The sequence below is a fragment of the Streptomyces sp. NPDC004609 genome, from assembly GCF_042873655.1.
GTDB lineage: Bacteria > Actinomycetota > Actinomycetes > Streptomycetales > Streptomycetaceae > Streptomyces.
Genome location: NZ_JBIALS010000011.1, coordinates 69,256 through 91,910, shown reverse-complemented (window position 1 = coordinate 91,910; position 22,655 = coordinate 69,256). Strand labels below are relative to the sequence as shown.

Here is a 22,655-nt window from a genome sequence, read left to right as displayed (position 1 = left end):
TGAGCGGGAATGACCGTCAGCCGTTCCCGGACGACCGCCAAACGCCCCGCGGGGACGGGATGGCGTTCGCCTTCTCGACCCTCGGGGTGCCGGGCATGCCCGTGGCGGAGGTGACCGCTCTCGCCGCCGACACCGGATACCAGGGCGTGGAGCTGCGCGCCCACCCCGAGGAGCCGGTCCACCCCGGGCTCGGACGGGACGAGCGGGCCGCCGTGGTGCGGGAGTTCGAGCGTGCGGGCGTGGCGATCCTGAGCGTGTGCGGCTACACCCGGGTCGGCGGGGCGGGTGACGACGCGCCGGTGCTCGACGAGATCGGTGAACTCCTCGTCCTGGCCGCCGACCTGGGCGCGCCGTATGTGCGGATCTTCCCCGGCGGCGGGGACCAGGACCCGGACACCGCCGACGCGACGGCCGCCCGCCGTCTCGGCGCCGCCGCGGAGACCGCGGCCGGCCTCGGCGTACGGATCCTGCTGGAGACCCATGACTCGCACCGGTCGGGCGCCGATGTCTCCCGCGTCCTCGGCCCGGTCGGGCACCGGCACGCCGGCGCGCTGTGGGACGTGCTGCATCCGTGGCTGCGCGGGGAGGAGCCTGCGGTCACCCATGCCTCGCTCTCTCCCTTCCTCGGTTATGTCCAGGTCAAGGACGTGGCATCGGCCGAGGACCTCGCGCCGCTCCCGCTCGGCGCGGGTGTGCTCCCGCTCGCCGGATGTCTGGAGACCCTCACGGCGCGGACCTGGCTGAGCTGGGAGTACGAGAAGCGCTGGTATCCGGGGGCGGCGGACCTTCCGGATCTCCTGGTTCCCGGGCGGAAGCATCTGGAGCGCCTTCTCGCGACAGCGAGGTGAGCGCGACCCCGCCGACCAGCAGCGCCGCGGCGCCCCACCGCAGCGGGCCGACGGCCTCGCCCAGCAACAGCGCCGCCGAGGACATCCCGAAGACCGGTACGAGCAGCGAGAACGGCGCGACGGCGGACGCGGCGGCCTGACGCCACGGACGCGGTGACGGGCCGGAGACGGGCACGGTGACGAGCGGACGACGGGCACGGTGACGGGCCGGGGACGGACGCGGTGACGGACGGGAGACGGGCAGGGAGACCCGTACGGCCACACGCACCCTCCAGTGGTCCACACCAAGTGGTCCACACCATTACTCAACAGGTCCACACCACCCCATCCCCATAACTTCCACAATCTTCACAATCTCCGCCAGAGTCATCACCTACATGCCGGTGACCTCGTAGTTTTTTGCGCGCGGGTCTTATTGCCCTCTTCACGATCTGGCAGTTATTTTCAGGGCTGCCCACGGGTTATCGGGCTTTTCCTTCAACTCCCTTGCCAGCAAGGCCGGAAGGAGCACTCCCCCATGAACGACCAGCACCTTTCCAGACGCACTCTCCTGACCGCGACCGCGGTCGCCACGGCTGCCGTCACCGCGGGCGCCACCCCCGCACTCGCGCGCACCCCCCAGCAACGCGCGATCAGCGACCGTCCGCTGAAGCAGATCATCGACCGCATGACCCTTGAGGAGAAGGTCGGCCAGCTCTTCTCCACCTATGTCTTCGGATCCTCCGCCACCGACCCGGCCGAGCGCGACGTCAATGACAACCTGAGCCTCCTGGGCGTCCGCAGCGCGGCGGAGCTGGTCGCCAAGTACCACCTGGGCGGCATCATCTACTTCGGCTGGTCGCGGAACATCGTCAGCCCGCGCCAGCTCGGCGAGATGTCCAACGCCATCCAGACCGTCGCCACCGCCCAGCGCTCACCCGTGCCGGTGCTGCTCTCGATCGACCAGGAGCAGGGCAGCATCGTCCAGCGCCTGGGCCCGCCCGCGACGCAGTTCCCCGGCGCGATGGCCATGGGAGCCGGCGGCTCCCGCCGTGACGCCAGGACGGCCGGCCGTATCTCCGGACTCGAACTGGCCGCCACCGGCGTCTACCAGAACTACGCGCCCGTCGCGGACGTCAACATCAACCCGGCCAACCCGGTCATCGGCATCCGCTCCTTCGGCTCGGACCCGAACACCGCCGCGGCACTGGTCGCCGCCCAGCTCACGGGCTACCAGAGCGCCGGTGTCTCCTCGTGCGTCAAGCACTTCCCCGGCCACGGCGACACCGGCACCGACAGCCACAGCGACCTCCCGCTCATCACGCACACACGCGAGGAGTGGAACCGGCTCGACGCGCCGCCGTTCCGGGCGGCCATCGCCGCCGGGGTCGACTCGATCATGACCGCGCACATCCAGATCCCCGCGCTGGACCCGAGCAACGACCCGGCCACGCTCTCGCGGCCGATCATCACCGGGATCCTGCGGGAGCAACTGGGCTTCGACGGGCTGATCGTGACCGACGCGCTCAATATGCGCGGTGTCCGGGTCAAGTACGGCGACGAGCGCATCCCCGTACTCGCGCTGAAGGCGGGTGTGGACCAGCTTCTGTTCCCGCAGAACCTGGCCGTCGCCTGGAACGCCGTCAGGGACGCCGTCCGCAACGGCGAGCTGACCGAGGCGCGCCTCGACGAATCGATCCTGCGCCTTCTGCGGATCAAGCAGAAGGTGGGGCTGCTGAAGGACCCGCTGATCGACGTCGGCAGGATCGACCGGGTGGTCGGCAACCGCAGGCACCTCGCGCTCGCGGAGGAGATCACCGAGAAGACCACGACGCTCCTCGTCAACAGGAACAACACCCTGCCCCTGCACCGGCGCAGGCAGAAGAACGTCCTGGTCGTCGGCGCGAACCCGCCGCGTCCGAACGACACCGAGTCCTGGACCACCGAGGTCATCGCCTCGACCCTCAACGGACTGGGCTTCACCGCGACCGAACTGCCCACCCCCCGGGGCGAGGCTCCGACCGCGGCGCTGATCGACCAGGCCGTGGCGGCGGCGAGCGGCAAGGACGCCATCGTCGTGGCGACCCAGAACGTCTCGGCCACCAGCACCCAGCGCACGCTGGTCGCCCGGCTGGTCGCCACCGGTGTCCCGGTCGTCGCGCTGCACATCGGCAACCCGTACGACATCGCCCGGCTCGACGGTGTCGCCGCCGCGCTCGCGTCGTACGGCTGGACGGGCAACGAGGTCCGGAGTGCCACCCGGGTGATCGCGGGCCGCGTCGAGCCCGAGGGACGGCTGCCCGTGCCCATCCAGCGCGCCGACGACCCGTCGCGGGTGCTGTTCCCGGTCGGCCACGGCCTGGAGTACGACGACTGACGCGCGGAAAGGTCTCGTACGCCTGACCTCGCCGGGAGCGTACAACCGACCCACGCGGACGGAGTGTCGTACAGCTGGCGTAGGCAAACCGGTCATGCGTCACCTTGACACTCCGTCATCCGGCCCCCGGCCACCCGGCGCGGCTGGCGTGGTCCGCTCCGGCGGGCCACCCTGGTCCCACCGGCCGGGCGGCCGGGTGCACGACGGGGGTCCGTATGGCACGGCGGCGGTCCACAGGAGTTGCTGGCGCGATGGGAGCATCACGAGCAACAGGGGTACGGGTACTGGGCCCGCTGCTGATCCTGGTGCTGCTCGCCACGGGCTGTCGGGACACCGGTGGAACGCCGTCCGCGACCCCGTCCCCTCCCGTCTCCCCGAGCACCGGACACGGCTCGGTCTTCCTCGGCACCGGCGACTGCGGCTCACGCGGCAAGAGCTTCCGCGAGGTGCCCTGCACCAGTGAGAAGGCGGTCGCCCGGGTGCTCGCCCGGCACGGCGGACGCCCCGCGACCGGACCCGCCTGCCCGGTGGACACGGACTTCGTGCTCCACATCTCCGAGAGCCGGGTGACCACCGACGAGGACGGCGACGGCATCGTCGGCCAGGGATACGCCTGCATGCGCAATCTGGAACCGCCGCATCCGGGCGATCCCGGCGGGGGCGGCGGCCCGCACACCGTCACCGGTGACTGCGTCTACGACGCGGGCGGCGGACGGGTGAAGGAGACGGCCTGCGACGGCTCGGGCAAACGGCCCCCGGCCTTCCGGATCGGGTCGGCGGTGGCGAGGAAGGCGCAGTGCCCCACGTCGACGGATCTGTATGTGCGGCTCCGCGGCGACAGGCCGGTGGGCTGCGCCCACCACGTCCGGCCGCCCGGGGATGCCGCCGGGAAAAGCGCCGAACGGGCTCCGGAACCCACCGGATGAATCGGTCCGTCAGACCCCGGTCCGGCCGATCGCCTGCCCGTCAGTCCTTCCCGCCCGCCTTCCCGCCCGCCCGGCGGACACGCGCACGGACGGAAAGGACGGACGGAAAGGACGGGCGGGCGGACGGAAGGGCGGTGCGCTCTAGAGCGACGCCGTCGTCCCGCGTGCCTACGGGCGCAGGGTCGGACCCCGCTCGATGTCCTTCTGGTCGAGCCTCGCGTCGAACCCGGCCAGCGGCCCGGCCTTCGACTCGTCCTGCCGGACGGCAGCCGGGGCGACGCCCGCCCAGGTCAGGATCGCGGCCGTCGCGGCGGCCCGCTCGTCGGGGACCAGATCCGCCACATCGGCTCCGTGGTTGGCACCGGGCGCGGTGTAGACATGGCTGTCCCGGCTGCCCCCGCCGAGGCGGAACCGCTCCGCTCCCCAGGGGTCGTTCTCGCCGTAGACGAACATCATCCGGGTGGCGTGGTGCCGCACCCACCGGTCTATGTCCTTCATCGCCTGCTTCCTGAAGCGCATCGGGATCTCCCGCGGCACGTAGTTCCGCGGCGGCTGGTACCCGTACCGGCTCAGGCCCTTGAGGTGGGGCTGCTCGATGTCCGGTGAGCCCAGTTCCGTACCGGCCTGGTAGTAGTACGGCGTATACGGTTCGAGGCCCTGGTCCGTGTAGTACGAGAAGCCGGAGATCGTGTCGACGGTGTCCCACAGCTCCTGGTCGGTCGCGGTCGCCGCGGCCGGGATCGTCGCGCAGTCGGCGGCCGGGCTGTACTGCCAGAACGCCCAGGTGTAGTCCAGCACGACGGCCTCGAACGCCCGGTCCATGGAGCCGACCGTGTTGAAGGTGTAGTCCTTCTCCGCCGCGTACCGCGTGTACAGCTTCTTCATCGGCTCACGGCGGATCAGAGCCTCGCGCTGTACGGCGTTCAAGCGGTCGCGGCACTCCTTCGTACCGACCCGGGAGAGGAAGCGGTCGTACGCCGAGTCCTCGTCGTCCTTCACGTCGTTGGGGGCGACGTAAGCGACGACACCGTCCATGTCACCCGGGTGGAAGCGCTCGTAATAGGTGGCGGTCATACCGCCCTTGGAGCCCCCGGTGGCGAGCCACTTCCTGTCGTAGATCCGCTTCAGCGCGGTGTGGACGCGGTGCTGGTCGGCGGCGGCCTGCCGGATGTCGAGGGCGGACCAGTCGGCCGGGGCGGGCCGGGAGGGAGTGAAGTACCGGTACTCCAGGGACACCTGGTTGCCGTCGACGATGGCCGTCGGCTCGCTGCGGCGCGGTTTGACGTTCAGCCCGTAACCGGAGGTGAAGAAGACGGTCGGGCGGCTGGTGTCCTTGTGCAGCACGGTGAGCCGCTGCTGGAAGGTCCCCTTCCGGGGGTTCCGGTGATCGACAGGCTGGGTGTATTCGAGGATGAAGAACCTGTATCCCGGAGTCTGCTTCTCCTCTAACAGGCTCATGCCCTCGATGGCGAGAAGCCGGTCCTTGATGTCCACCGTCGCCGGTGCACGGGTGTTGCCGCCGGGCTCCGGCCCCGCGGCGGTGGCCGCTTTGGCCGTGGCTCCGGTCGCACTCGCGGTGCCGATGAGCAACGCGAGCGACAGCACTCCTCTGAGCGCCTTGCGCATGAACCCTCCCCTGCATTCCTTCTGTGGGTCGCCGCGAACCTAGCGCCGCGGCACCCCGGCCGCCAGACCCGGTCGGGCCGCGCGTACACAGAAGCGAACACCGGGCGGCGGACAAGAACGGCCTATGCGGAGGAACCCGCGCCGGGCCTCCCGGAACCGCGCCCGCGCCCGCCGACCGCCCCCGGGACCGGCGCCCTGCCCGGACACCGGTCGGCCCCGAACCGCGCCCCCGCCCCGGCCCGTCGGCCCGGCCCCCGGCGTCGTGTCGTCCCGTGTTCCCGTGGCCCTCGCGGCCCCTGTCCACGGCCGTTCCATGGCTTCCCATGGCTTCCCGCGGCTTCCCGCGCCGTCAGCAGGAGATCCAGCCGGTCGAACGGCCGACCCCGGCGACCGAACCGGAGGCGCGGACACAGCGGTTGAGGGCGAATACGGAGACCGGGCCCGCCTGGCGGCGGAAGGGCCCCTTCTCGACGACGGCCCGGCCACCGCGCGCCTGGATGGAGACCACCATCGCCCGCCGGGCCCCGGGCCTCTTGGCGACCGTGACGGCACAGGCCGACTGCCGGTTCCGGTAGACGCGCACCTCGCCGGTGGCGAATCCGACCGTTTTCAGATGCCGTCCGGAGCAGAGCGCGAAGGCACCGACGGAGTCCGGTGCCCCGGCCGGCTCACCGTGCCGGGAGACGGAGGCGACGGGAGCGGCGGCGACCGGGCCCGCGCCGGGCCCCGCCAGGAGGAACGCGGCCACGGCCAGAACGAGGGCCGGCAGCCGGGACGGTGTCCCCCGGACCCGCCGTGTCCCCGCCCTCCCGCCGTCCTCCTTCCCCCATGCGCTCCCGCCGCCCTCCGCACGCCGCTTCCCCAGGGCACCCGTATCACTCAACACGCTTGCTCTCCCTCGCGTTTCGCGCCTGTACCCGGCTACGACGCGACAGGGGTGCGAAGGGTTCACGCACGGTGCGAGAAGCGGCCGGGACGACCGGTCACACCACCACGGGCTGGTCCTCGGGCTCATCCTCGCCCGTGAAGGTGCGCCACAGGGTCGCGTACTGCCCGTCCCGTGCCAGGAGTTCGTGGTGGGTACCGTCCTCCGCGACCCGGCCGTCGGCCATCACGATCACCCGGTCGGCGCGGGCGGCGGTGGTCAGCCGGTGGGCGACGACCAGCGTGGTGCGGCGGCCGGTCAGCCGGTCCGTCGCCTGGTTGACCTGGGCCTCGGTGGCCAGATCCAGAGCGGCGGTCGCCTCGTCGAGGAGCAGGATGTCCGGGGCGACCAGTTCGGCGCGGGCGAGGGCGATCAGCTGGCGCTGGCCCGCGGAGAGATTGCGCCCCCGCTCGGAGACCTCGTGGAGATAGCCGCCGTCCAGCGTGGCGATCATCTCGTGGGCGCCCACCGCCCGGGCGGCGGCCTCCACCTCGGCGTCGCTCGCGCCGGGACGGCCGTACGCGATGGCGTCCCGTACGGTCCCCTCGAAGAGATACGCCTCCTGCGGTACGACCCCGAGCCGGTGCCGGTAGGCGGTCAGGTCCAGCTCCCGCAGGTCCGTCCCGTCCGCCGTCACCCGGCCGCGGGTCGGGTCGTAGAACCGCGCGACCAGCTTGACCAGCGTCGACTTGCCCGCGCCGGTCTCGCCGACGAAGGCGACGGTCTGACCGGCGGGTATCCGCAGATCGATACCCGACAGGGCCGCTTCCGCACTGCCCGAACCGTCCTTGCCGTACGAGAAGCCGACGTCCTCGAACACGATCTCGCCGCGCAGCGAGCGCACCTCGACGGGCCGGTCGGGCGGGGTCGTCGAGGGCCGCTCCTCCAGGAGTTCCTGAATCCGCTTCAGAGAGACGGCGGCCTGCTGATACCCGTCGAAGACCTGGGAGAGCTGCTGGACGGGGGCAAAGAACAGGTCGATGTAGAGGAGGTAGGCGACCAGCGCGCCCGTGGTCAGCGTGCCGGCCTCGATCCGGTTCGCGCCGACGATCAGCACGGCGGCCGCGGCCACCGACGCCAGCAGCTGGACGAAGGGGAAGTAGACCGAGATCAGCCACTGGCCCCGGATCCGGGCCCGGCGGTAGCTGTCGCTGCCCGTCACATAGCGGTGGTTGCCCTGCTCCTCGCGGCGGAACGCCTGCACGATCCGCAGCCCGGAGACGGACTCCTGGAGATCGGCGTTCACGACGCTGATGCGCTCACGGGCCAGCTCGTACGCCTTCACGCTCTGCTTGCGGAAGAAGTACGTGCCGACGATCAGGACGGGCAGGGTCGCGAAGACGACCAGCGCGAGCTGGACGTCGATGACGACCAGGACGACCATGATCCCGAAGAACGTGACGACGGAGACGAAGGCCGTGACCAGGCCCGTCTGGAGGAACGTCGACAGCGCGTCGACATCGGTCGTCATCCGCGTCATGATCCGGCCGGTCAGCTCGCGCTCGTAGTAGTCGAGCCCGAGCCGCTGGAGCTGGGCGAAGATCCGCAGGCGTACGGAGTACAGGACCCGCTCGCCGGTACGGCCGGTCATCCTCGTCTCGCCGATCTGCGCAGCCCACTGCACGACGACGGCGATCAGCGCCAGACCGGAGGCCGCCCACACCGCGCCGAGCGCGGCCTGCTCCACACCCTGGTCGATGCCGTGCCGGATCAGCACCGGCAGCAGCAGGCCCATCCCGGCGTCGATCGCCACCAGGAGCAGGCTGACCAGCAGGGGCGCCCCGAAACCGCGGAGCAGCATCCGCAGTCCCCGCCCCTCGCCGCGGGACCGCTCGGCGCTGGTCGCGCGCCTCTCGTCGATGTCCGGGGTGTCGTCGGCCGGGGGCAGCGCCTCGACCTGGGCGAGCAGTTCGGGGCTGGCGTCCGGGGTCTTCGCCTCCGCGGCGTTCTCGTCGCGGACCCAGAGCCGGGGGGTGATCCCGCGCTCGGCGTCGAACGCGGCCTCCATCTCCTCCCGTACGGCCATCTCCTCCCGTACGGTGCGGTCGTCGCCCGGCTCCGTCTCCAGCGGCGGGGCGTGGCCCGGGGAGACGCCGCCCAGTTCGTCCGGGTCGGTCAGCAGCCTGCGGTAGAGGGCCGAGCGTGCGGTGAGTTCCTCGTGGGTGCCGATGTCGGCGAGCCGGCCGCCGTCGAGCACGGCGATGCGGTCGGCGAGATTGAGCGTCGAGCGGCGGTGGGCGATCAGCAGGGTGGTGCGCCCGGTCATCACCGAGCGGAGGGCCTCGTGGATCTCGTGCTCGACCCGGGCGTCCACGGCGGAGGTGGCGTCGTCGAGGAGGAGCAGCCGGGGGTCGGTGAGGATCGCACGGGCGAGGGCGATGCGCTGGCGCTGGCCGCCGGAGAGGGTGAGTCCCTGCTCGCCGACGCTGGTGTCGTATCCCTCGGGCAGTTCGGCGATGAAACGGTCCGCCTGGGCGGCGCGCGCGGCGGCCTCGATCTCCTCCCGGCTCGCTCCGGGCTTTCCGTACGCGATGTTCGCGCGCACGGTGTCGGAGAAGAGGAAGCTGTCCTCCGGTACGAGCCCGATGGCGGCGCGCAGGGATTCGAGGGTGAGTTCGCGCACGTCGTGGCCGCCGACGAGGACCGCGCCGCCCGTCACGTCGTAGAAGCGGGGCAGCAGCAGCGACACGGTGGACTTGCCGCTGCCGGACGAGCCGACGACGGCGACGGTCTCGCCCTCGCCGATCTCCAGGGAGAAGCCGTCGAGGACGGGCCGCTCAGGGTCGTATCCGAAGGTGACCGCGTCGAACTCGACGGTCGCGGGGGCGTCCGCCGGGAGGTCCTTGGTGCCGTTCTCCAGCGTGGGTTCGGTGTCGATCAGCTCCAGCACGCGGTCGACGCCCGCACGGGCCTGCTGGCCGACGGTGAGGACGACGGCGAGCATGCGGACGGGTCCGACGAGCTGGGCGAGATAGGTGGAGAAGGCGACGAAGGTGCCGAGGGTGATCTGGCCGCGGGTGGCGAGCCAGCCGCCGACGGCGAGCATCGCGACCTGGCCGAGGGCGGGGATGGACTGGAGCGCCGGGGTGTAGCGGGAGTTCAGCCTGATGGTGCGCAGTCGTCCGGCGAAGAGCCTGCGGCCTGCGTCGCGCAGTTTGCCGGTCTCCTGCTCCTCCTGGCCGAAGCCCTTGACGACCCGTACGCCCGAGACCGCGCCGTCCACGACACCCGCGACATGGGCGGCCTGGCTCTGGGCGTACCAGGTGGCGGGGTGGAGGCGGACCCGGCTGCGCTTGGCGATCCACCACAGGGCGGGGCCGACGGCGAGGGCGATCAGGGTGAGCGGCGGCGACAGCCAGGCCATGATCGCGAGGGAGATGAAAAAGAGCAGGACGTTCCCGATGGTCATCGGGAGCATGAAGAGCAGGCCCTGGATGAGCTGGAGGTCGCTGGTCGCGCGGCCGACGACCTGTCCGGTGGAGAGCTCGTCCTGGCGGCGCCCGTCGAGTCGGGTGATCGTCGCGTACATCTCGGTCCGCAGATCGTGCTGGACGTCGAGCGCGAGACGGCCGCCGTAGTAGCGGCGTATATAGGTGAGGACGTAGACGACGAGGGCGGCGGCTATGAGGAGGCCGGTCCATACGGCGAGCGACCGGCTGCCGTTCCCGATGACGTCGTCGATGACGACCTTGGTGATGAGGGGGACGAGCGCCAGGACGGCCATGCCCGCGAGGGAGGAGCCGAGGGCGAGGAGGACGTTGCGCCGGTATCGCCAGGCGTATCCGGACAGTCGCCGTGCCCAGCCCTGGGCCCCTTCAGCCGCCTTCGCCGCCGCCACGTGATGCCTCCCGTTGGTTTCTGTTCCACCGGAAGGCACCAACGCGGCGCGGGGCGGATTTCATCCCGCCGCAGTGATCGGCTACGGAGTGTTACGGGCGGTTGTCGGGGCCGCCGGCCCGGGTCAGCAGGCCCGGGGTCAGCGGGTCGCCGGTACCGGGTCCTTCGCGGACTGCTCCGGGGTGGCGGGCACCGCCTCGTGCGGAACCGCGCTCGGGGTGAAGGCACCCCGCGTGGTCGCCGCCGGGCCGAGACCCTTGTGGATCGCGCGGGCCACGGCCTGGATGGTGTTCACGCCGTCGTTCATGGTGCGGTTGCCCTGGGTGAGGACCGTCATCGTGTAGTCGTGCTTCGCCCCCGTGAACGCGCCGATGCTGTGGACGCGCCAGCCGTGGGTGGCCCGGGGTACCCAGCCGTTCTTGACCTGGATGGTCGCGGTGGCGGGGGCGCCGGCCGGGGTGCCCCAGCGCTGGGACGGCACGACCTCGCGCATCAGCTTGAGCACGTAGGCCCGGGAGGCGTCGGTGAGGACCGTGCCCCGGGTGGTGAGCAGATGGAGCAGGCGCTGCTGGTCGCGGGCGGTGATCTGGGTGAGTCCCCAGTAGCCGCCCGAGCCGGGGACGGTCTGCGTCATCGTGGCCGCCGTGAGGAAGCGCTGGATCTTGGTGACTCCCAGCTGCTTCCACAGGGTGCTGGTGGACGCGTTGTCCGACTGGGTGATCATGGCCTTGGCGAGGCCCTGTTCACGGGAGGTCAGGCTCCGGTTCTGCTTCTGCGCGTCCATCAGCAGGGCGCCGAGCACGGTCACCTTCACGACGCTGGCCGAGTCGAACTTCTGCGCGGCCCGCAGATGGCAGCTGGTTCCGGTGGCCCGGTCCGTGAAGTAGATCGCGGTGGTCGACGTACGGCCCTTGAGCGCCGCGTTGATCCCCTTCGTCAGCGTGCTCGCGAGACCCGCCTTCTTGGACGTGCAGACGACCTGCGGTGTCGCGGCGGCGGCGGGCGCCGAGGCCGTGGTCATGATCACGGCGACCGGCGCGAGTAATACCGCGGCGAGCGCGGCGGCGACGGTACGAGGACGGCGCGGCGCGCCGGGTGTGCGGTGGTGAGTCATCGAAATGTTCCTGTTTCCCCTGTTTGCGGCCTGTGGGGTGCGGCCTTTCCGTACGGCTGGCGCACCTGTCCCTGATGACCGCCGGTCGTACGAAAGGTTGCACGATTTCCGCGCAACTCTTCGAACAGTTATGGAGAGGTGACAGAAATCGGTGCCTCGCGGTGACCGACGGCCTCCGGGAACCTTCGGCGGGCCGCGTCTCCGAAGGACCGCGTCATCGGTCGACCGCGCCTTCCGTCGATCGCGTCATCGGTCGACGGCGTCACAGATTCCGGTGCAGGGCGCGGGAGATCGCTTCGACGGTTTCGACGCCGGAGGCCATGGTGGCGTTGTCCTCCGTGAGCACCGCGATCGTACGGTCGTGGCCGTCCTCGGTGAACGCGCCGATGCTGTGGACGCGCCAGCCGTGGGTGGCCCGGGGCAGCCAGCCGTTCTTGATCTGAGCGGTCGCGGTGGCGGGGGCGCCGGCCGGGGTGCCCCAGCGCTGGGAGCCGGTCACCTCGCGCATCAGCGTGAGGGCGTACGCCCGCGAGGCGTCGGTGAGCACATCGTTCGGCGCGGTCAGCAGCCGCAGCAGCCGGTACTCGTCGCGCGCGGTGATCTGCGTGAGCCCCCAGCGGCCGCCCGTGCCGGGGACGGTGTCCTTCATTCCGGCCGCGTTCAGGAACGCTTCGATCCGGTCCGTGCCGAGCTGCCGCCAGAGGGTGTCGGTCGAGGCGTTGTCCGACTGGGTGATCATGGCCCGTGCGAGCCCGTGCTCACGTGCCGTCAACGCCCGCCCCCGGTCTTTCGCCTCCATGAGCAGCGCGCCGAGCACGGTCACCTTGACCACGCTCGCCGAGTCGAACGTCCGGTCCGCCCGCACCTCACAGCTGATGTCGCTGAGCCGGTCGTCGAAGTGGAGCGCGGCGGTCGAACGGCTGCCGTCGAGCGCCTCCGCGATGTCCACCAGCAGCTTGAACGCGAGGGAGACATCGCGCGAGGTACAGGCGATGGCCGGCGTCGTGGCCGCGTCGGCGGGAGTCACGGCCACGACGGTGGGGAGGAGGACGACGGCCGCGACGAAGGCGGCGCGGATACGGCGTATTCCGCGAGAGGCCATGACGGAATTGACTCACGCCTTCCTGTGAGCCTTCCTGTGAATCGCGCCGTGATCCCTGTTCCCCGCGGTGAGCGCTGTGGTGAGCGCTTCCCGGGGCGCCCGCGCCGGGAGCCGGGGCGGGCAGGCGGGACGGGCGCCCGGTCGGTCGGCGGGCCCGGAAAGGTCAGCGACGGTGGGGCGGTTTCACCGTGAGCCGGTAGAAGCGGGTGGTCTGGGCGGCGTTCTGGTTGTCGTCGCTGGCGAGGAGCACCCGGAGCCCGCCGTGCGGGGCCCGCCCGGTGACGGCCATGGCCTCGATGTTGTCGAGCAGCGGATTGGGCTGGGGCTGCTTGGCCGGCGCGCCCAGGGAGGGGCAGTCGGCGAGGTCCGCGAGGAGGGTCTTCGGCATGAGCCGTACGTCCGCCTGCCCGGTGAGGTTCACGACGTCCCCCACATCGTCGGCGCCGCGCGGATCGGCGAGGTAGAGCCGGACGGTGTTCCCCACGCCGGACGTGAACCCCCGCTCCAGCACCAGCAGCCGCCCGTCCCCGGCGGCGGTGATCTCGCTGACGCCGAGCCCCGCGTCGGTGCGGTAGCCGTACTGCGCCGCCGGGCGGAAGTCGTGCCTGCCGCGCTGCCAGGTCTGCATCCGTACGATCCCCGCGCTGTCCCCGGCGATCGCCCCCTCCATCGCGGCGACGAGGACGCGCCCGCCGGGCTGCGCCGTGAGCCCCTCGAAGGTGAGATTCCGTACCGCGCGCCCGGCCGGGGCCACCTTCAGCGCGTCCGGCACGTCCAGACTCCCGAGCAGCCTCCCGTCCCGCGCGTACCGTCGTACGGACGGCTCCCCCTCCGAGGCGACCAGCCGGTTTCCGTCCCTCTCCACGACCAGCCCCTCGGAGTCGAGCGGCGCCCCGCCCTCGTCGGCGAGCCGCACCACGCCCACCGGCCGCAGACTCCCGCGGTCGAGCCCGAACAGCTCCGACCGGTCGGACAGCGCGGCGATCCGCCCGCCTCCGTCGACGGCGAGAGCCGAGATGTTCCCGACGAACACCCCCTGGTACTCCGTCTTGTCGAGCGCGTCGGAGTACCCCTCGATCCCCACCCGCCCCGAACACGCGTGTCCGCCCCCGGCGCCTTCCCGGGCGGACGCGGTCCCCGCCCCGGCACAGAGGGTCGCGACGGCGGTGAGAGCGGCGAGTACTTTGCGCGTACGCATCGATAGGGGCACGGACCCACGCTAGGGCAGTCCGGGTCGGGGGCGGGCGAACTTCCGGTGAACGTCGGCCCGTTGACGCACTCCGGGTCGCGAGCCCTGCTCCGTTCGCGGGACTTCGCGGGACACCGACACCAACGCCTGCACCGACACCGACGCCTGCACCGACGCCGAGGCCGACCGCGTGCAGGCCGGGCCCGGGTCACGCGTCCCGGCGGAGGAAGGAGCTTCCGCCCGCCCAGACCCCCGCGGACACCCACAGGATCAGCACTCCGAGGCCGCCCCAGGGGCCGAGGGTGCCGGTGGGGTCCTGGAGAAGGATCTGCTGGCCCGCGTGGTCGGGGAAGTACTCGATGAATCCGGACTCGCCGGGGCCGCCGAGGACGAACGAGACCACGATCAGGAACGAGATGAGGATGCCCATCACCAGGGGCGCGCTGCGCAGGAGCACGGTGAGGGCGGCGGCGAGGAGGGTGATCAGCGCGATGTAGACGCCACCGCCCGCCATCGCGCGGACCGCTCCCTGGGAGCCGGGGCCGACGCCCTCGTCGCCCAGGAGCGACTGCGCCGTGAAGAAGCAGGTGACGCTGGTGACGAGGCCGACGAGGAGCGCCAGGGCGCCGATGACGGCGAGCTTCCCCGCGTACAGGAGGCCACGGCGTGGGACCGCGGCCAGGGAGACGCGGATGGCGCCGGTGCGGTACTCCGCCGCGACGGCCAGCGCGCCGAAGCAGATCGCGGCGATCTGCCCGACGGCGAGGCCGGTGAACGAGGCGAACACCGGGTCGAAGTCCGGTTCGCCGGTCGTCTCGGCGGGCATCGTCGCGGTCGCGAGGACGGTGAAGCCGGCCGTGGCGGCGAAGACAAGGGCCAGGGCCGTGCACAGGGACCGTACCGAGCGGATCTTCAGCCACTCGGAGCGCAGGACGGCGGCGAGGGGCGAGGCCGGAGCACGGCCGGTGCCGACGGTACCGGCGGACGGGGTGGCGGCCGACGGGGTGGGCGCGGAAGGAGAGGTGCTGGTCATGATCATGCCTCCGGGGTCGCGGTGCCGGCAGCGGCGGTGAACTCGGCCTCGCCCGCGGTCAGGGCGAGATACGCCTCCTCCAGGGAGGGTTCCTCCGCCGCCAGTTCGAGTACGGGAATGCCCTCCCGGACGGCGAGCCGGCCCACGTCGTCGAGCCGCGCCCCCTCGACGGTCCACAGACCGTCGTCGTCCACGGACGGCGCGTACCCGTCGGCGGTGAGAGCCGTGCGCAGCCGCTCGCCTTCGGTGGTCCGCAGCCGCACCTTCCGGGCGGTCCAGGTGACGACGAACTCCCGCATCGGGGTGTCGGCGAGCAGTTTGCCCTTCCCGAGCACCACGAGGTGGTCCGCGAAGGTGGCCGTCTCGCTCATCAGATGGCTGGAGACGAGGACGGTCCTGCCCTCCCCCGCCAGGCTCCGCATCAGCTCGCGGATCCAGATGATCCCCTCGGGATCGAGTCCGTTGGACGGTTCGTCCAGGATCAGGATCCGGGGATCGCCGAGGAGCGCCGCCGCGATCCCCAGCCGCTGGCGCATACCGAGCGAGAAGGTCTTGGTCCTGCGGTTCGCGACACTCGCGATCCCCGTCTGCTCCAGGACCTCGTCCACCCGGCGCTCCGGAATCCGCCCGGCCGCCGCGAGGATCCGCAGATGGGCGCGGGCGGTGCGGAAGCCCGGCGCCGCCTGTGCGTCGAGGAGCGCGCCGACCGTGCGCAGCGGGTCGTCGAGCGCGGCGTAGGCGTGGCCGCCGATCGTGGCGGTGCCGGAGGTGGGCCGGTCCAGGCCGAGCACCAGGCGCATGGTGGTGGACTTCCCGGCTCCGTTCGGGCCGAGGAAGCCGGTGACGGCTCCGGGCCGGACACGGAAGCTCAGCCCGTCCACGGCCCGGGTGGTGCCGTACTCCTTCGTCAGGTTCGCTACGTCGATGCTGGTCATGGCCTTGAGCCTGGCCGCTGAACCCCGGGCGGTGCCTCCCCCGGCCGGGGAGACCCGCTCCCCCGCGCGGGGGAGCCCCCGTCCTCCGGGCCCTGGCACGATGGCGGAATGCTCCGGTTTCTCCGCCCGCTGATCCGCGCCGTCACCTACACCCGCGTGCTGCATCTGCTCATCGGGCAGATCGTCTTCGGGATGTGGCTGTTCGTCTCGGAGAGCGATCCGTACGTGCCGTTCCTCCTGATGGCGCTGGTGGGTCTGGTACCGGCGGCGCGGCTGGCCGAGGGTCTTCAGGCCCGGCTTCTGCTCACCTCGCACGGCTTCAAGGACCCGGCGTCCGGCATCGTCGCCGCTCCGTCGCGGACCTGGGCCGATCGCGGACGCACGGTGCTGTGGCTGGAGCTGCGGATGGTGCTCGGCCTGCTGACCGGCTATCTGATCGTGAATCTGCTCGCGCTCACCGTCGATCTGGCGCGCGGGACCGCCGGCAGCCCGGCCCGGACCTCCCTCATCGAACTGCCGGGCGGGCCCGACTGGTACGTCCTGCTCACTCCCCTGCCGGTCGTCGTGCTGGCCGCGTATGTCGTGGGGGTCGGCGAACTGATCACCGCCCTCGCCCGGCGACTGCTCGGCCCCTCCCCTCAGGAGCGGCTCGCCACGCTCGAAGAGCGCACGGAACAGCTGCTGGAACGCAACCGGATCGCCCGGGAGCTGCACGACTCGATCGGGCACGCGCTGACGATCGCGGTGGTGCAGGCGGGTGCCGCCAAGGCGGCGGGGAGCGCGGAGTTCACCGACCGCGCCCTCACCGCCATCGAGGAGACCGGGCGGGCCGCGCTGGAGGATCTGGAGCGGGTGCTCATCGTCCTGAGGGAATCGGAGCAGCCCGTGAGCAGCAGGCCGACGCTCTCCGACACGGACCGCCTGCTGGAGTCCGCGCGGGCGTCCGGCGCCGAGGTCGACGCGGAGGTGACGGGTCCGGTCGGGCTCGTTCCGGGGCCGGTGTCACGCGAGGGGTACCGGATCCTCCAGGAGGCGCTGACGAATGTGCTGCGGCACATGGGTCCGGTGCCGACCCGGGTCCGTATCGCCGTCGACGACGACCGGCTCGAACTGGAGGTGTTCAACCCGCTGGACCGCCCCGTCGTTCCGAACGGCCGGGGCAGCGGACTGCGCGGGATCCGGGAGCGGGCCGCGCTGCTCGGCGGCGAGGCCGCGACCGGCCCGTACGAGGGTGAATGGCGGGTCCGCGTCGGACTGCCGCTGAAGGGGCCCGGGTAAGAGGTTCCGGGTGAAGTCCGGGCGTGAAAGGTCCCGGGTGTGAGGTCCCGGTGAGGGCCCTCTCGGCGCGCGGACCCGGGCGCGGCCCCGGCGCGCACCGGCCCGGCCCGCGTGTCGCCCGGAGTGGCCGTCCCGAACGCCCGGAGACTCCGTACCGCTTCGGGACGCCGCGTACCGGGCCGGGAGGCCCCCGTACCGCTCCGGGCCTGCGGGGCCGCGCCCGGGTCCGCGCGGTCCCACCCGTGCCCACCGCCTAACCTGGCCTGATGCCGATCTCCGTGCTTCTCGTCGACGACGAGCCTCTCGTACGGGCGGGCCTGCGCGCCGTCCTGGAGGCGCAGCCCGACATCGAGGTCGTCGGCGAGGCGGCCGACGGTGCCGCCGTGATCCCGCTGGTGCGGCGGCTGCGGCCCGATGTGGTCGCGATGGACGTACGGATGCCGCTCCTCGACGGCATCGAGGCGACCCGCGCGGTCCTGAGAACCGTCGACGATCCGCCGAAGATCCTCGTCATCACGACCTTCGAGAACGACGAGTACGTGTACGAGGCGCTGCGCGCGGGCGCCGACGGCTTTCTGCTCAAGCGGGCCCGGCCCGCGGAGATCGTGCACGCCGTGCGGCTGGTCGCGGAGGGCGAGTCGCTGCTCTTTCCGGCCGCGGTGCGGTCGCTGGCCACCGAGTACGGAAGCAGTGCCGCACGCGCGGCGATGGAGCGCGCGGCACTGACCGAGCGGGAGGCGGCGGTACTGCGGCTGATGGCGCGCGGGCTGTCCAACGCGGAGATCGCCGGACAGCTCCACGTCGGCACGGAGACCGTGAAGACCCATGTGAGCGCGGTACTCGCCAAGCTGGGCGCGCGGGACCGTACGCAGGCGGTGATCGCCGCGTACGAGTCGGGGTTCGTCACGCCCGAGTGACCCCCGGCGTCACTTGGCCCTGCCCTCCGCGATCTGACGGGTCATGATCGTGGTCAGCTCGTACGCGGTGTGGGAGGCCGCCACCGAGGTGATCTCGGCGTGGTCGTACGCGGGCGCGACCTCGACGACGTCCGCGGAGACGAGGTGACAGGAGGCGAGCCCGCGCAGGATCTCCAGCAGTTCGCGGGAGGTCATGCCGCCGGCCTCGGGCGTACCGGTGCCGGGCGCGTGTGCCGGGTCCAGGCAGTCGATGTCGATGGAGATGTACAGCGGGCGGTCCCCGATACGCTGCCGCAGCTGGTCGGCGATCTCGTCGGCGCCCCGCCGGTAGACGTCGGCGGAGGTGACGATCCCGAAGCCCAGCTTCTCGTCGTCGGTGAGGTCCTGCCTGCCGTACAGCGGGCCGCGGGTGCCGACGTGCGAGAGGGCGGAGGTGTCGAGGATGCCCTCCTCGACGGCCCGGCGGAACGGGGTGCCGTGGGTGTACTCGGCGCCGAAGTACGTGTCCCAGGTGTCGAGGTGGGCGTCGAAGTGGAGCAGCGCGACCGGGCCGTGCTTCTTCGCGACCGAGCGCAGCAGCGGGAGGGCGATGGTGTGGTCGCCGCCGAGCGTCATCAGACGCGCGCCCGTGCCGAGCAGCTCGTCGGCCGCGGCCTCGATCGTCTCGACGGCCTCGTGGATGTCGAACGGGTTCGCCGCGATGTCCCCCGCGTCCGCGACCTGCGCGAGCGCGAAGGGCGAGGCGTCCTGCGCCGGGTTGTAGGGGCGCAGGAGGCGCGACGCCTCACGGATGGCGTTTCCGCCGAAGCGGGCGCCGGGCCGGTAGGAGACCCCGGCGTCGAAGGGCACTCCCACGACGGCGACTTCGGCACTGCCGACCTCGTCGAGGCGGGGCAGCCGGGCGAACGTGGCGGGTCCGGCGTACCGGGGGACGCGGGACGAGTCGATCGGGCCGCGCGGCTGCTCGTTGCTGCTCATGTGACATGCCTTCTTTCCTGCCGCTTCCATGCGGTTTCGACTGTATCCAGGTGACCGGATATCCGGCTGTCCAGGGTGGGACCACGGGGAGGGGGTGGGGAGGGGTTCGTACGACGGGACCGGGACCACGGGACCCGGCTCTCACACGACGGGACTCGTACGACGGGACTCGTACCGCGCCGTGGAGCTCGGCGCGCGGGATCAGACCGCCGCAGGTTCGCTCCGTCCCGCGTCCTCGCCCGCGTCCTCGCCCTCGCCGCCCCGGCCCGCGGGCCGCTCCCGCCAGTTGGCCGGCACGGCCGCGTCGGCGGGCCTGGTGAGCAGGCTGACGACCGCGTAGACCGCGAGCGAGGAGAGCAGGCCGTAGAAGTCGGGCCCGTCGGCGAGGATCCCGTACCCGGCCATCAGGCCATCAGGCCGATGACGGCCGGACCGCCGACCTGATTCGCGTCACCGCCCCCGCCGTCCCAGGTCCCGGTCTCGTCGCCGTCCCCGGTCTCATCCCCGGTCCCGGCCGGAGGGGGACGGCACGGGGATACCTCTGGACAGCCTCGGTGACCAGCGGGTAACTTGATGCTGAGCAAGCGCTTGGCCACCACGCGTGGCCCGACACCGGACCCGGCCCCACGGCATGCAGAGGAGGCGTTCGTGCGCCGCAGCGTTTACAGCGAGGACCACGAGGCGTTCCGGGAGACCATCCGCGCCTTCATCGAGGCCGAGGTCGTCCCCGTGTACGACGAGTGGTACGCGGCCGGCCAGGCGCCCCGCGACTTCTACTACAAGCTCGGTGAGCTGGGCGTCTTCGGCATAGAGGTCCCGGAGGAGTACGGCGGCGCCGGGGAGTCCTCCTTCAAGTTCCAGGCGGTCATCACCGAGGAGAGCGCCCGCGCCGGCGTCTCCTTCGGCGGTTCCGGGGTGCATGTCGCGCTCTGTCTGCCGTACCTCCTGGAGTACGGCACCGAGGAGCAGAAGAAGCGCTGGCTCCCCGACTTCGTCTCGGGCGCGGCCATGTACGCGATCGCGATGACCGAGCCCGGCACCGGCTCCGACCTCGCGGGCATGAAGACGACCGCCCGGCTCTCCGACGACGGCACGCACTACGTCCTCAACGGTGCCAAGACCTTCATCACCGGCGGGGTCCACGCCGACCGTGTCATCGTCTGCGCCCGCACGGACGCCCCGAGCGCCGAGGACCGCCGCCACGGCATCTCTCTCTTCGTCGTGGACACCAAGCTGGAGGGGTACGCGGTCGGGCGCAAGCTCGACAAGCTGGGCCTGAAGACCTCCGACACCGCCGAACTGTCGTTCACGGATGTCAAGATCCCCGCCGAGGATCTGCTCGGCGAGGAGAACAAGGGCTTCTCCTACCTGGGCCGGAACCTCCCCCAGGAGCGTCTCGCCATCGCCGTCGGCGCCTATGCGCAGGCCGCCGCCGCGATCCGCTTCACCCAGCGGTACGTCGAGGAGCGCACGGTCTTCGGCAAGACCGTGGCGTCCTTCCAGAACACCAAGTTCGAACTGGCCGCCTGCAAGGCCGAGGTGGACGCCGCCGAGGCGGTCGTGGACCGTGCGCTGGAGGCGCACGACGCGGGCGAGCTGACGGCGGCCGAGGCGGCGTCGGCGAAACTGTTCTGCACCGAGGTGGCGCACCGCGTCATCGACAAGTGCCTCCAGCTGCACGGCGGTTACGGCTATATGAACGAGTACCCGATCGCGCGCCTGTACGCGGACAACCGCGTCAACCGCATCTACGGCGGGACCAGCGAGGTCATGAAGTCGATCATCGCCAAGTCCATGGGTCTGTAGCGTCCCGGCGCCCGGTTACCGTCACCTCATGAGTTCAGCACTTGACGACCTCCTCGATCTGCTCGACCTGGAGCAGATCGAGGAGAACATCTTCCGAGGGCGGTCGCGCACCGCCGTCATCCCCCGGGTCTTCGGCGGCCAGGTGGCCGCCCAGGCCCTGGTCGCGGCGGGCCGCACGGTCCCCGACGACCGCTCGGCGCACTCCCTGCACGCCTACTTCCTGCGCATGGGCGACCCCGGCGCGCCGATCGTCTACACGGTCGACCGCATCCGCGACGGCCGCTCCTTCACCACACGCCGGGTGGTCGCCGTCCAGCACGGCCAGCCGATCTTCCATCTGTCGGCGTCGTTCCAGGTCTACGAGGAGGGCCTGGAGCACCAGGCCCCGATGCCGCCCGCACCCGCCCCGGAAACCCTGCCGACAGCGGCGGAGAGCCTGCCCGCGTACGCCGAGCACTTCATCGACCCCGGCGTCGCCGACCGCCTCCTGGAGGCGCGTGCCGCCGTCGATCTGCGCTATGTGGGCGCCCCGCCGTACGGAGCCGTCGGCGAACCGCGCGACCCGCGCTCACAGGTCTGGTTCCGCGCAGGCGGCAAACTCGCGGACGACCCTCTCCTGCACGTCTGCCTCGCCACCTATGTCTCCGACATGACCCTCCTGGACTCGGTCCTCCTGGCACACGGCCGCGGCGGCTGGACCGTCGGCGACGTCGTGGGAGCGTCCCTGGACCACGCCATGTGGTTCCACCGTCCGTTCCGCGCCGACGAATGGCTCCTGTACGACCAGGAGTCACCGTCCTCCTCGGGCGGACGCGGGCTGGCCCAGGCACGCATCTACACCCAGGACGGCCGCCTGGCGATCACGGTCATCCAGGAGGGCGTGGTCCGGGTGCCGCGGTGATTTCTGTGGTTCCTTCTCCCCCGGACGGAGTCTGGGGGAGAAGGAACCACAAAAAACACAGCCCCCAGTCACCCTCCAAGCTCCCCCTCACATAAGGCCCGCCGAGTAGAGCAGGTAGTCCGTCATCGGGTCGTAGAAGCGGGGGTCGGTGACGTGGTCGTCAAGGGGGACGGTCACCTGAACGGTGCCTTCCGCCTCGCCGATGAAGAGGGCCGGGTCATTGCAGTCGGCGTAGCCCACCGCGTCGAGGCCGCGCCCGCCCGCGCAGCCGGTCCAGCCGTGGTCGGCGACCACGAGGTCCGGCTGTGGTCTGCCCTCGCGCTCCAGGCCGTCCAGGACGGCGGCCATCGGCGCCGGGGAGTGGGTGTGCCAGAGGGTCGCGCCGCGCTCCAGCATCGCGACGTCGGCGAACTGGAAGACCATGCCCTCGTCGGCCATCAGCCCGCCCGGGATCCGGACGATCTCGCAGCCCGCGGCGCGCAGGGCCTCCGCGGTGCGGCGGTGCACGTCGAGGAGGCCGCCGGGGTGGCCGGTGGCGAAGAGGACCCGCTCCTTCCCGGCGGCGGCCTTGCGCAGGCGGGCGGCGAGCCGGTCCAGGCCGGCGACGGTCAGTTCGGGGTCGATGGTGTCCTGGCCGGTGCGGTGCGCGGGGTCGTCGCTGACACCGCAGCGCTCGGCCATCACGGCCAGGACGTCCTGCTCGTCCGTCCAGCGGTCGCCCAGCTCCAGGCCCAGCCAGAAGTGCCGGTCGCCGTTGGCGAGTTTGCGGTAGTGGGAGAGGTTGTTGTCGCGCGGGGTGGCGACGTCTCCTGCGATACGGGTGCGGACGAGGTGATCGACGAGGGCGGCACGGCTGGGTATCGGCATGCCCTCTATTGTGCCGC

Annotated in this window: 17 protein-coding genes and 2 pseudogenes; 7 read left to right on the top strand and 12 right to left on the bottom strand. The window is 71.6% G+C overall.

The features are described from left to right. Positions 1–59 precede the first annotated feature (59 nt). Positions 60–848 (top strand): sugar phosphate isomerase/epimerase family protein, encoded by a 789-nt coding sequence (locus ACFYT4_RS13825; protein ID WP_389268048.1) that lies wholly within the window; start codon positions 60–62, stop codon positions 846–848. Here the strand turns inward: ACFYT4_RS13825 and ACFYT4_RS13820 are convergent. Then, positions 733–990, bottom strand: a pseudogene (locus ACFYT4_RS13820) (EamA family transporter); the annotation flags it as partial. The gene ACFYT4_RS13825 and the pseudogene ACFYT4_RS13820 overlap by 116 nt on opposite strands. 375 nt (positions 991–1,365) lie before the next feature. Here ACFYT4_RS13820 and ACFYT4_RS13815 point away from each other — a divergent pair. Then, positions 1,366–3,204 carry a glycoside hydrolase family 3 protein gene (locus tag ACFYT4_RS13815; RefSeq protein ID WP_389267879.1) on the top strand — a complete coding sequence of 613 codons (1,839 nt, stop codon included), beginning with the start codon at positions 1,366–1,368 and terminating at the stop codon, positions 3,202–3,204. A 251-nt stretch (positions 3,205–3,455) separates the two neighbouring features. Next, entirely contained in the window at positions 3,456–4,130 is a 675-nt protein-coding gene (locus ACFYT4_RS13810; protein WP_389267877.1) for a hypothetical protein, read from the top strand. A gap of 168 nt (positions 4,131–4,298) precedes the next feature. Here ACFYT4_RS13810 and ACFYT4_RS13805 read toward each other — a convergent pair whose 3' ends face one another. From ACFYT4_RS13805 to ACFYT4_RS13770, 8 genes are all read right to left on the bottom strand, one after another. Further along, the gene (locus ACFYT4_RS13805) at positions 4,299–5,756 is read right to left on the bottom strand and encodes a S28 family serine protease (RefSeq protein WP_389267875.1); all 1,458 of its coding nucleotides are present in this window, start codon (positions 5,754–5,756) and stop codon (positions 4,299–4,301) included. Between the two features lie 349 nt (positions 5,757–6,105). Continuing rightward, on the bottom strand, positions 6,106–6,525 hold the full coding sequence (locus ACFYT4_RS13800; RefSeq protein WP_389268046.1) for a hypothetical protein: 420 nt from the start codon (positions 6,523–6,525) through the stop codon (positions 6,106–6,108). A gap of 214 nt (positions 6,526–6,739) precedes the next feature. Next, positions 6,740–10,519 carry an ABC transporter ATP-binding protein gene (locus ACFYT4_RS13795; RefSeq protein WP_389267873.1) on the bottom strand — a complete coding sequence of 1,260 codons (3,780 nt, stop codon included), beginning with the start codon at positions 10,517–10,519 and terminating at the stop codon, positions 6,740–6,742. Between the two features lie 138 nt (positions 10,520–10,657). Then, positions 10,658–11,632 carry a serine hydrolase gene (locus ACFYT4_RS13790; RefSeq protein ID WP_389267871.1) on the bottom strand — a complete coding sequence of 325 codons (975 nt, stop codon included), beginning with the start codon at positions 11,630–11,632 and terminating at the stop codon, positions 10,658–10,660. A 262-nt stretch (positions 11,633–11,894) separates the two neighbouring features. Continuing rightward, positions 11,895–12,734, bottom strand: a complete 840-nt coding sequence (locus ACFYT4_RS13785) for a serine hydrolase (protein ID WP_389267869.1) — start codon at positions 12,732–12,734, stop codon at positions 11,895–11,897. 163 nt (positions 12,735–12,897) lie between these two features. Beyond that, the gene (locus ACFYT4_RS13780; RefSeq protein WP_389268044.1) at positions 12,898–13,932 is read right to left on the bottom strand and encodes an esterase-like activity of phytase family protein; all 1,035 of its coding nucleotides are present in this window, start codon (positions 13,930–13,932) and stop codon (positions 12,898–12,900) included. A gap of 199 nt (positions 13,933–14,131) precedes the next feature. Beyond that, a complete protein-coding gene (locus ACFYT4_RS13775; RefSeq protein ID WP_389267867.1) occupies positions 14,132–14,956 on the bottom strand; it encodes an ABC transporter permease subunit in 825 nt (274 codons plus the stop codon). A gap of 2 nt (positions 14,957–14,958) precedes the next feature. Then, positions 14,959–15,891 (bottom strand): ABC transporter ATP-binding protein, encoded by a 933-nt coding sequence (locus ACFYT4_RS13770; protein ID WP_389267865.1) that lies wholly within the window; start codon positions 15,889–15,891, stop codon positions 14,959–14,961. Positions 15,892–15,999: 108 nt separating this feature from the next. Here ACFYT4_RS13770 and ACFYT4_RS13765 point away from each other — a divergent pair, with 108 nt between their 5' ends. Both ACFYT4_RS13765 and ACFYT4_RS13760 read left to right on the top strand, forming a co-directional pair. Beyond that, on the top strand, positions 16,000–17,169 hold the full coding sequence (locus tag ACFYT4_RS13765; protein WP_389267863.1) for a sensor histidine kinase: 1,170 nt from the start codon (positions 16,000–16,002) through the stop codon (positions 17,167–17,169). Positions 17,170–17,435: 266 nt separating this feature from the next. After that, positions 17,436–18,086 (top strand): response regulator, encoded by a 651-nt coding sequence (locus ACFYT4_RS13760; RefSeq protein ID WP_389267861.1) that lies wholly within the window; start codon positions 17,436–17,438, stop codon positions 18,084–18,086. Positions 18,087–18,095: 9 nt separating this feature from the next. Here ACFYT4_RS13760 and speB read toward each other — a convergent pair whose 3' ends face one another. Further along, positions 18,096–19,064: an agmatinase gene (gene speB / locus ACFYT4_RS13755; protein WP_389267859.1), complete on the bottom strand. Its 969-nt coding sequence runs from the start codon at positions 19,062–19,064 to the stop codon at positions 18,096–18,098. A 201-nt stretch (positions 19,065–19,265) separates the two neighbouring features. Then, positions 19,266–19,475, bottom strand: a pseudogene (locus ACFYT4_RS13750) (sodium:solute symporter); the annotation flags it as partial. A gap of 237 nt (positions 19,476–19,712) precedes the next feature. Here ACFYT4_RS13750 and ACFYT4_RS13745 point away from each other — a divergent pair. Both ACFYT4_RS13745 and ACFYT4_RS13740 read left to right on the top strand, forming a co-directional pair. After that, positions 19,713–20,870 carry an acyl-CoA dehydrogenase family protein gene (locus ACFYT4_RS13745; RefSeq protein WP_389267857.1) on the top strand — a complete coding sequence of 386 codons (1,158 nt, stop codon included), beginning with the start codon at positions 19,713–19,715 and terminating at the stop codon, positions 20,868–20,870. Positions 20,871–20,898: 28 nt separating this feature from the next. Next, a complete protein-coding gene (locus tag ACFYT4_RS13740; protein ID WP_389267855.1) occupies positions 20,899–21,771 on the top strand; it encodes an acyl-CoA thioesterase in 873 nt (290 codons plus the stop codon). An 87-nt stretch (positions 21,772–21,858) separates the two neighbouring features. Here the strand turns inward: ACFYT4_RS13740 and ACFYT4_RS13735 are convergent, their stop codons facing one another. Next, positions 21,859–22,638, bottom strand: a complete 780-nt coding sequence (locus tag ACFYT4_RS13735) for a phosphatase (RefSeq protein WP_389267853.1) — start codon at positions 22,636–22,638, stop codon at positions 21,859–21,861. Positions 22,639–22,655 lie beyond the last annotated feature (17 nt).

Bases quoted from the DNA above. Each gene is read 5' to 3' on its own strand.
- speB (WP_389267859.1), bottom strand. From the start codon at position 19,064: ATGAGCAGCAACGAGCAGCCGCGCGGCCCGATCGACTCGTCCCGCGTC.
- ACFYT4_RS13810 (WP_389267877.1), top strand. From the start codon at position 3,456: ATGGGAGCATCACGAGCAACAGGGGTACGGGTACTGGGCCCGCTGCTG.
- ACFYT4_RS13770 (WP_389267865.1), bottom strand. From the start codon at position 15,891: ATGACCAGCATCGACGTAGCGAACCTGACGAAGGAGTACGGCACCACC.
- ACFYT4_RS13780 (WP_389268044.1), bottom strand. From the start codon at position 13,932: ATGCGTACGCGCAAAGTACTCGCCGCTCTCACCGCCGTCGCGACCCTC.
- ACFYT4_RS13740 (WP_389267855.1), top strand. From the start codon at position 20,899: ATGAGTTCAGCACTTGACGACCTCCTCGATCTGCTCGACCTGGAGCAG.
- ACFYT4_RS13815 (WP_389267879.1), top strand. From the start codon at position 1,366: ATGAACGACCAGCACCTTTCCAGACGCACTCTCCTGACCGCGACCGCG.
- ACFYT4_RS13825 (WP_389268048.1), top strand. From the start codon at position 60: ATGGCGTTCGCCTTCTCGACCCTCGGGGTGCCGGGCATGCCCGTGGCG.
- ACFYT4_RS13775 (WP_389267867.1), bottom strand. From the start codon at position 14,956: ATGACCAGCACCTCTCCTTCCGCGCCCACCCCGTCGGCCGCCACCCCG.
- ACFYT4_RS13805 (WP_389267875.1), bottom strand. From the start codon at position 5,756: ATGCGCAAGGCGCTCAGAGGAGTGCTGTCGCTCGCGTTGCTCATCGGC.
- ACFYT4_RS13785 (WP_389267869.1), bottom strand. From the start codon at position 12,734: ATGGCCTCTCGCGGAATACGCCGTATCCGCGCCGCCTTCGTCGCGGCC.
- ACFYT4_RS13765 (WP_389267863.1), top strand. From the start codon at position 16,000: ATGCTCCGGTTTCTCCGCCCGCTGATCCGCGCCGTCACCTACACCCGC.
- ACFYT4_RS13760 (WP_389267861.1), top strand. From the start codon at position 17,436: ATGCCGATCTCCGTGCTTCTCGTCGACGACGAGCCTCTCGTACGGGCG.
- ACFYT4_RS13790 (WP_389267871.1), bottom strand. From the start codon at position 11,632: ATGACTCACCACCGCACACCCGGCGCGCCGCGCCGTCCTCGTACCGTC.
- ACFYT4_RS13735 (WP_389267853.1), bottom strand. From the start codon at position 22,638: ATGCCGATACCCAGCCGTGCCGCCCTCGTCGATCACCTCGTCCGCACC.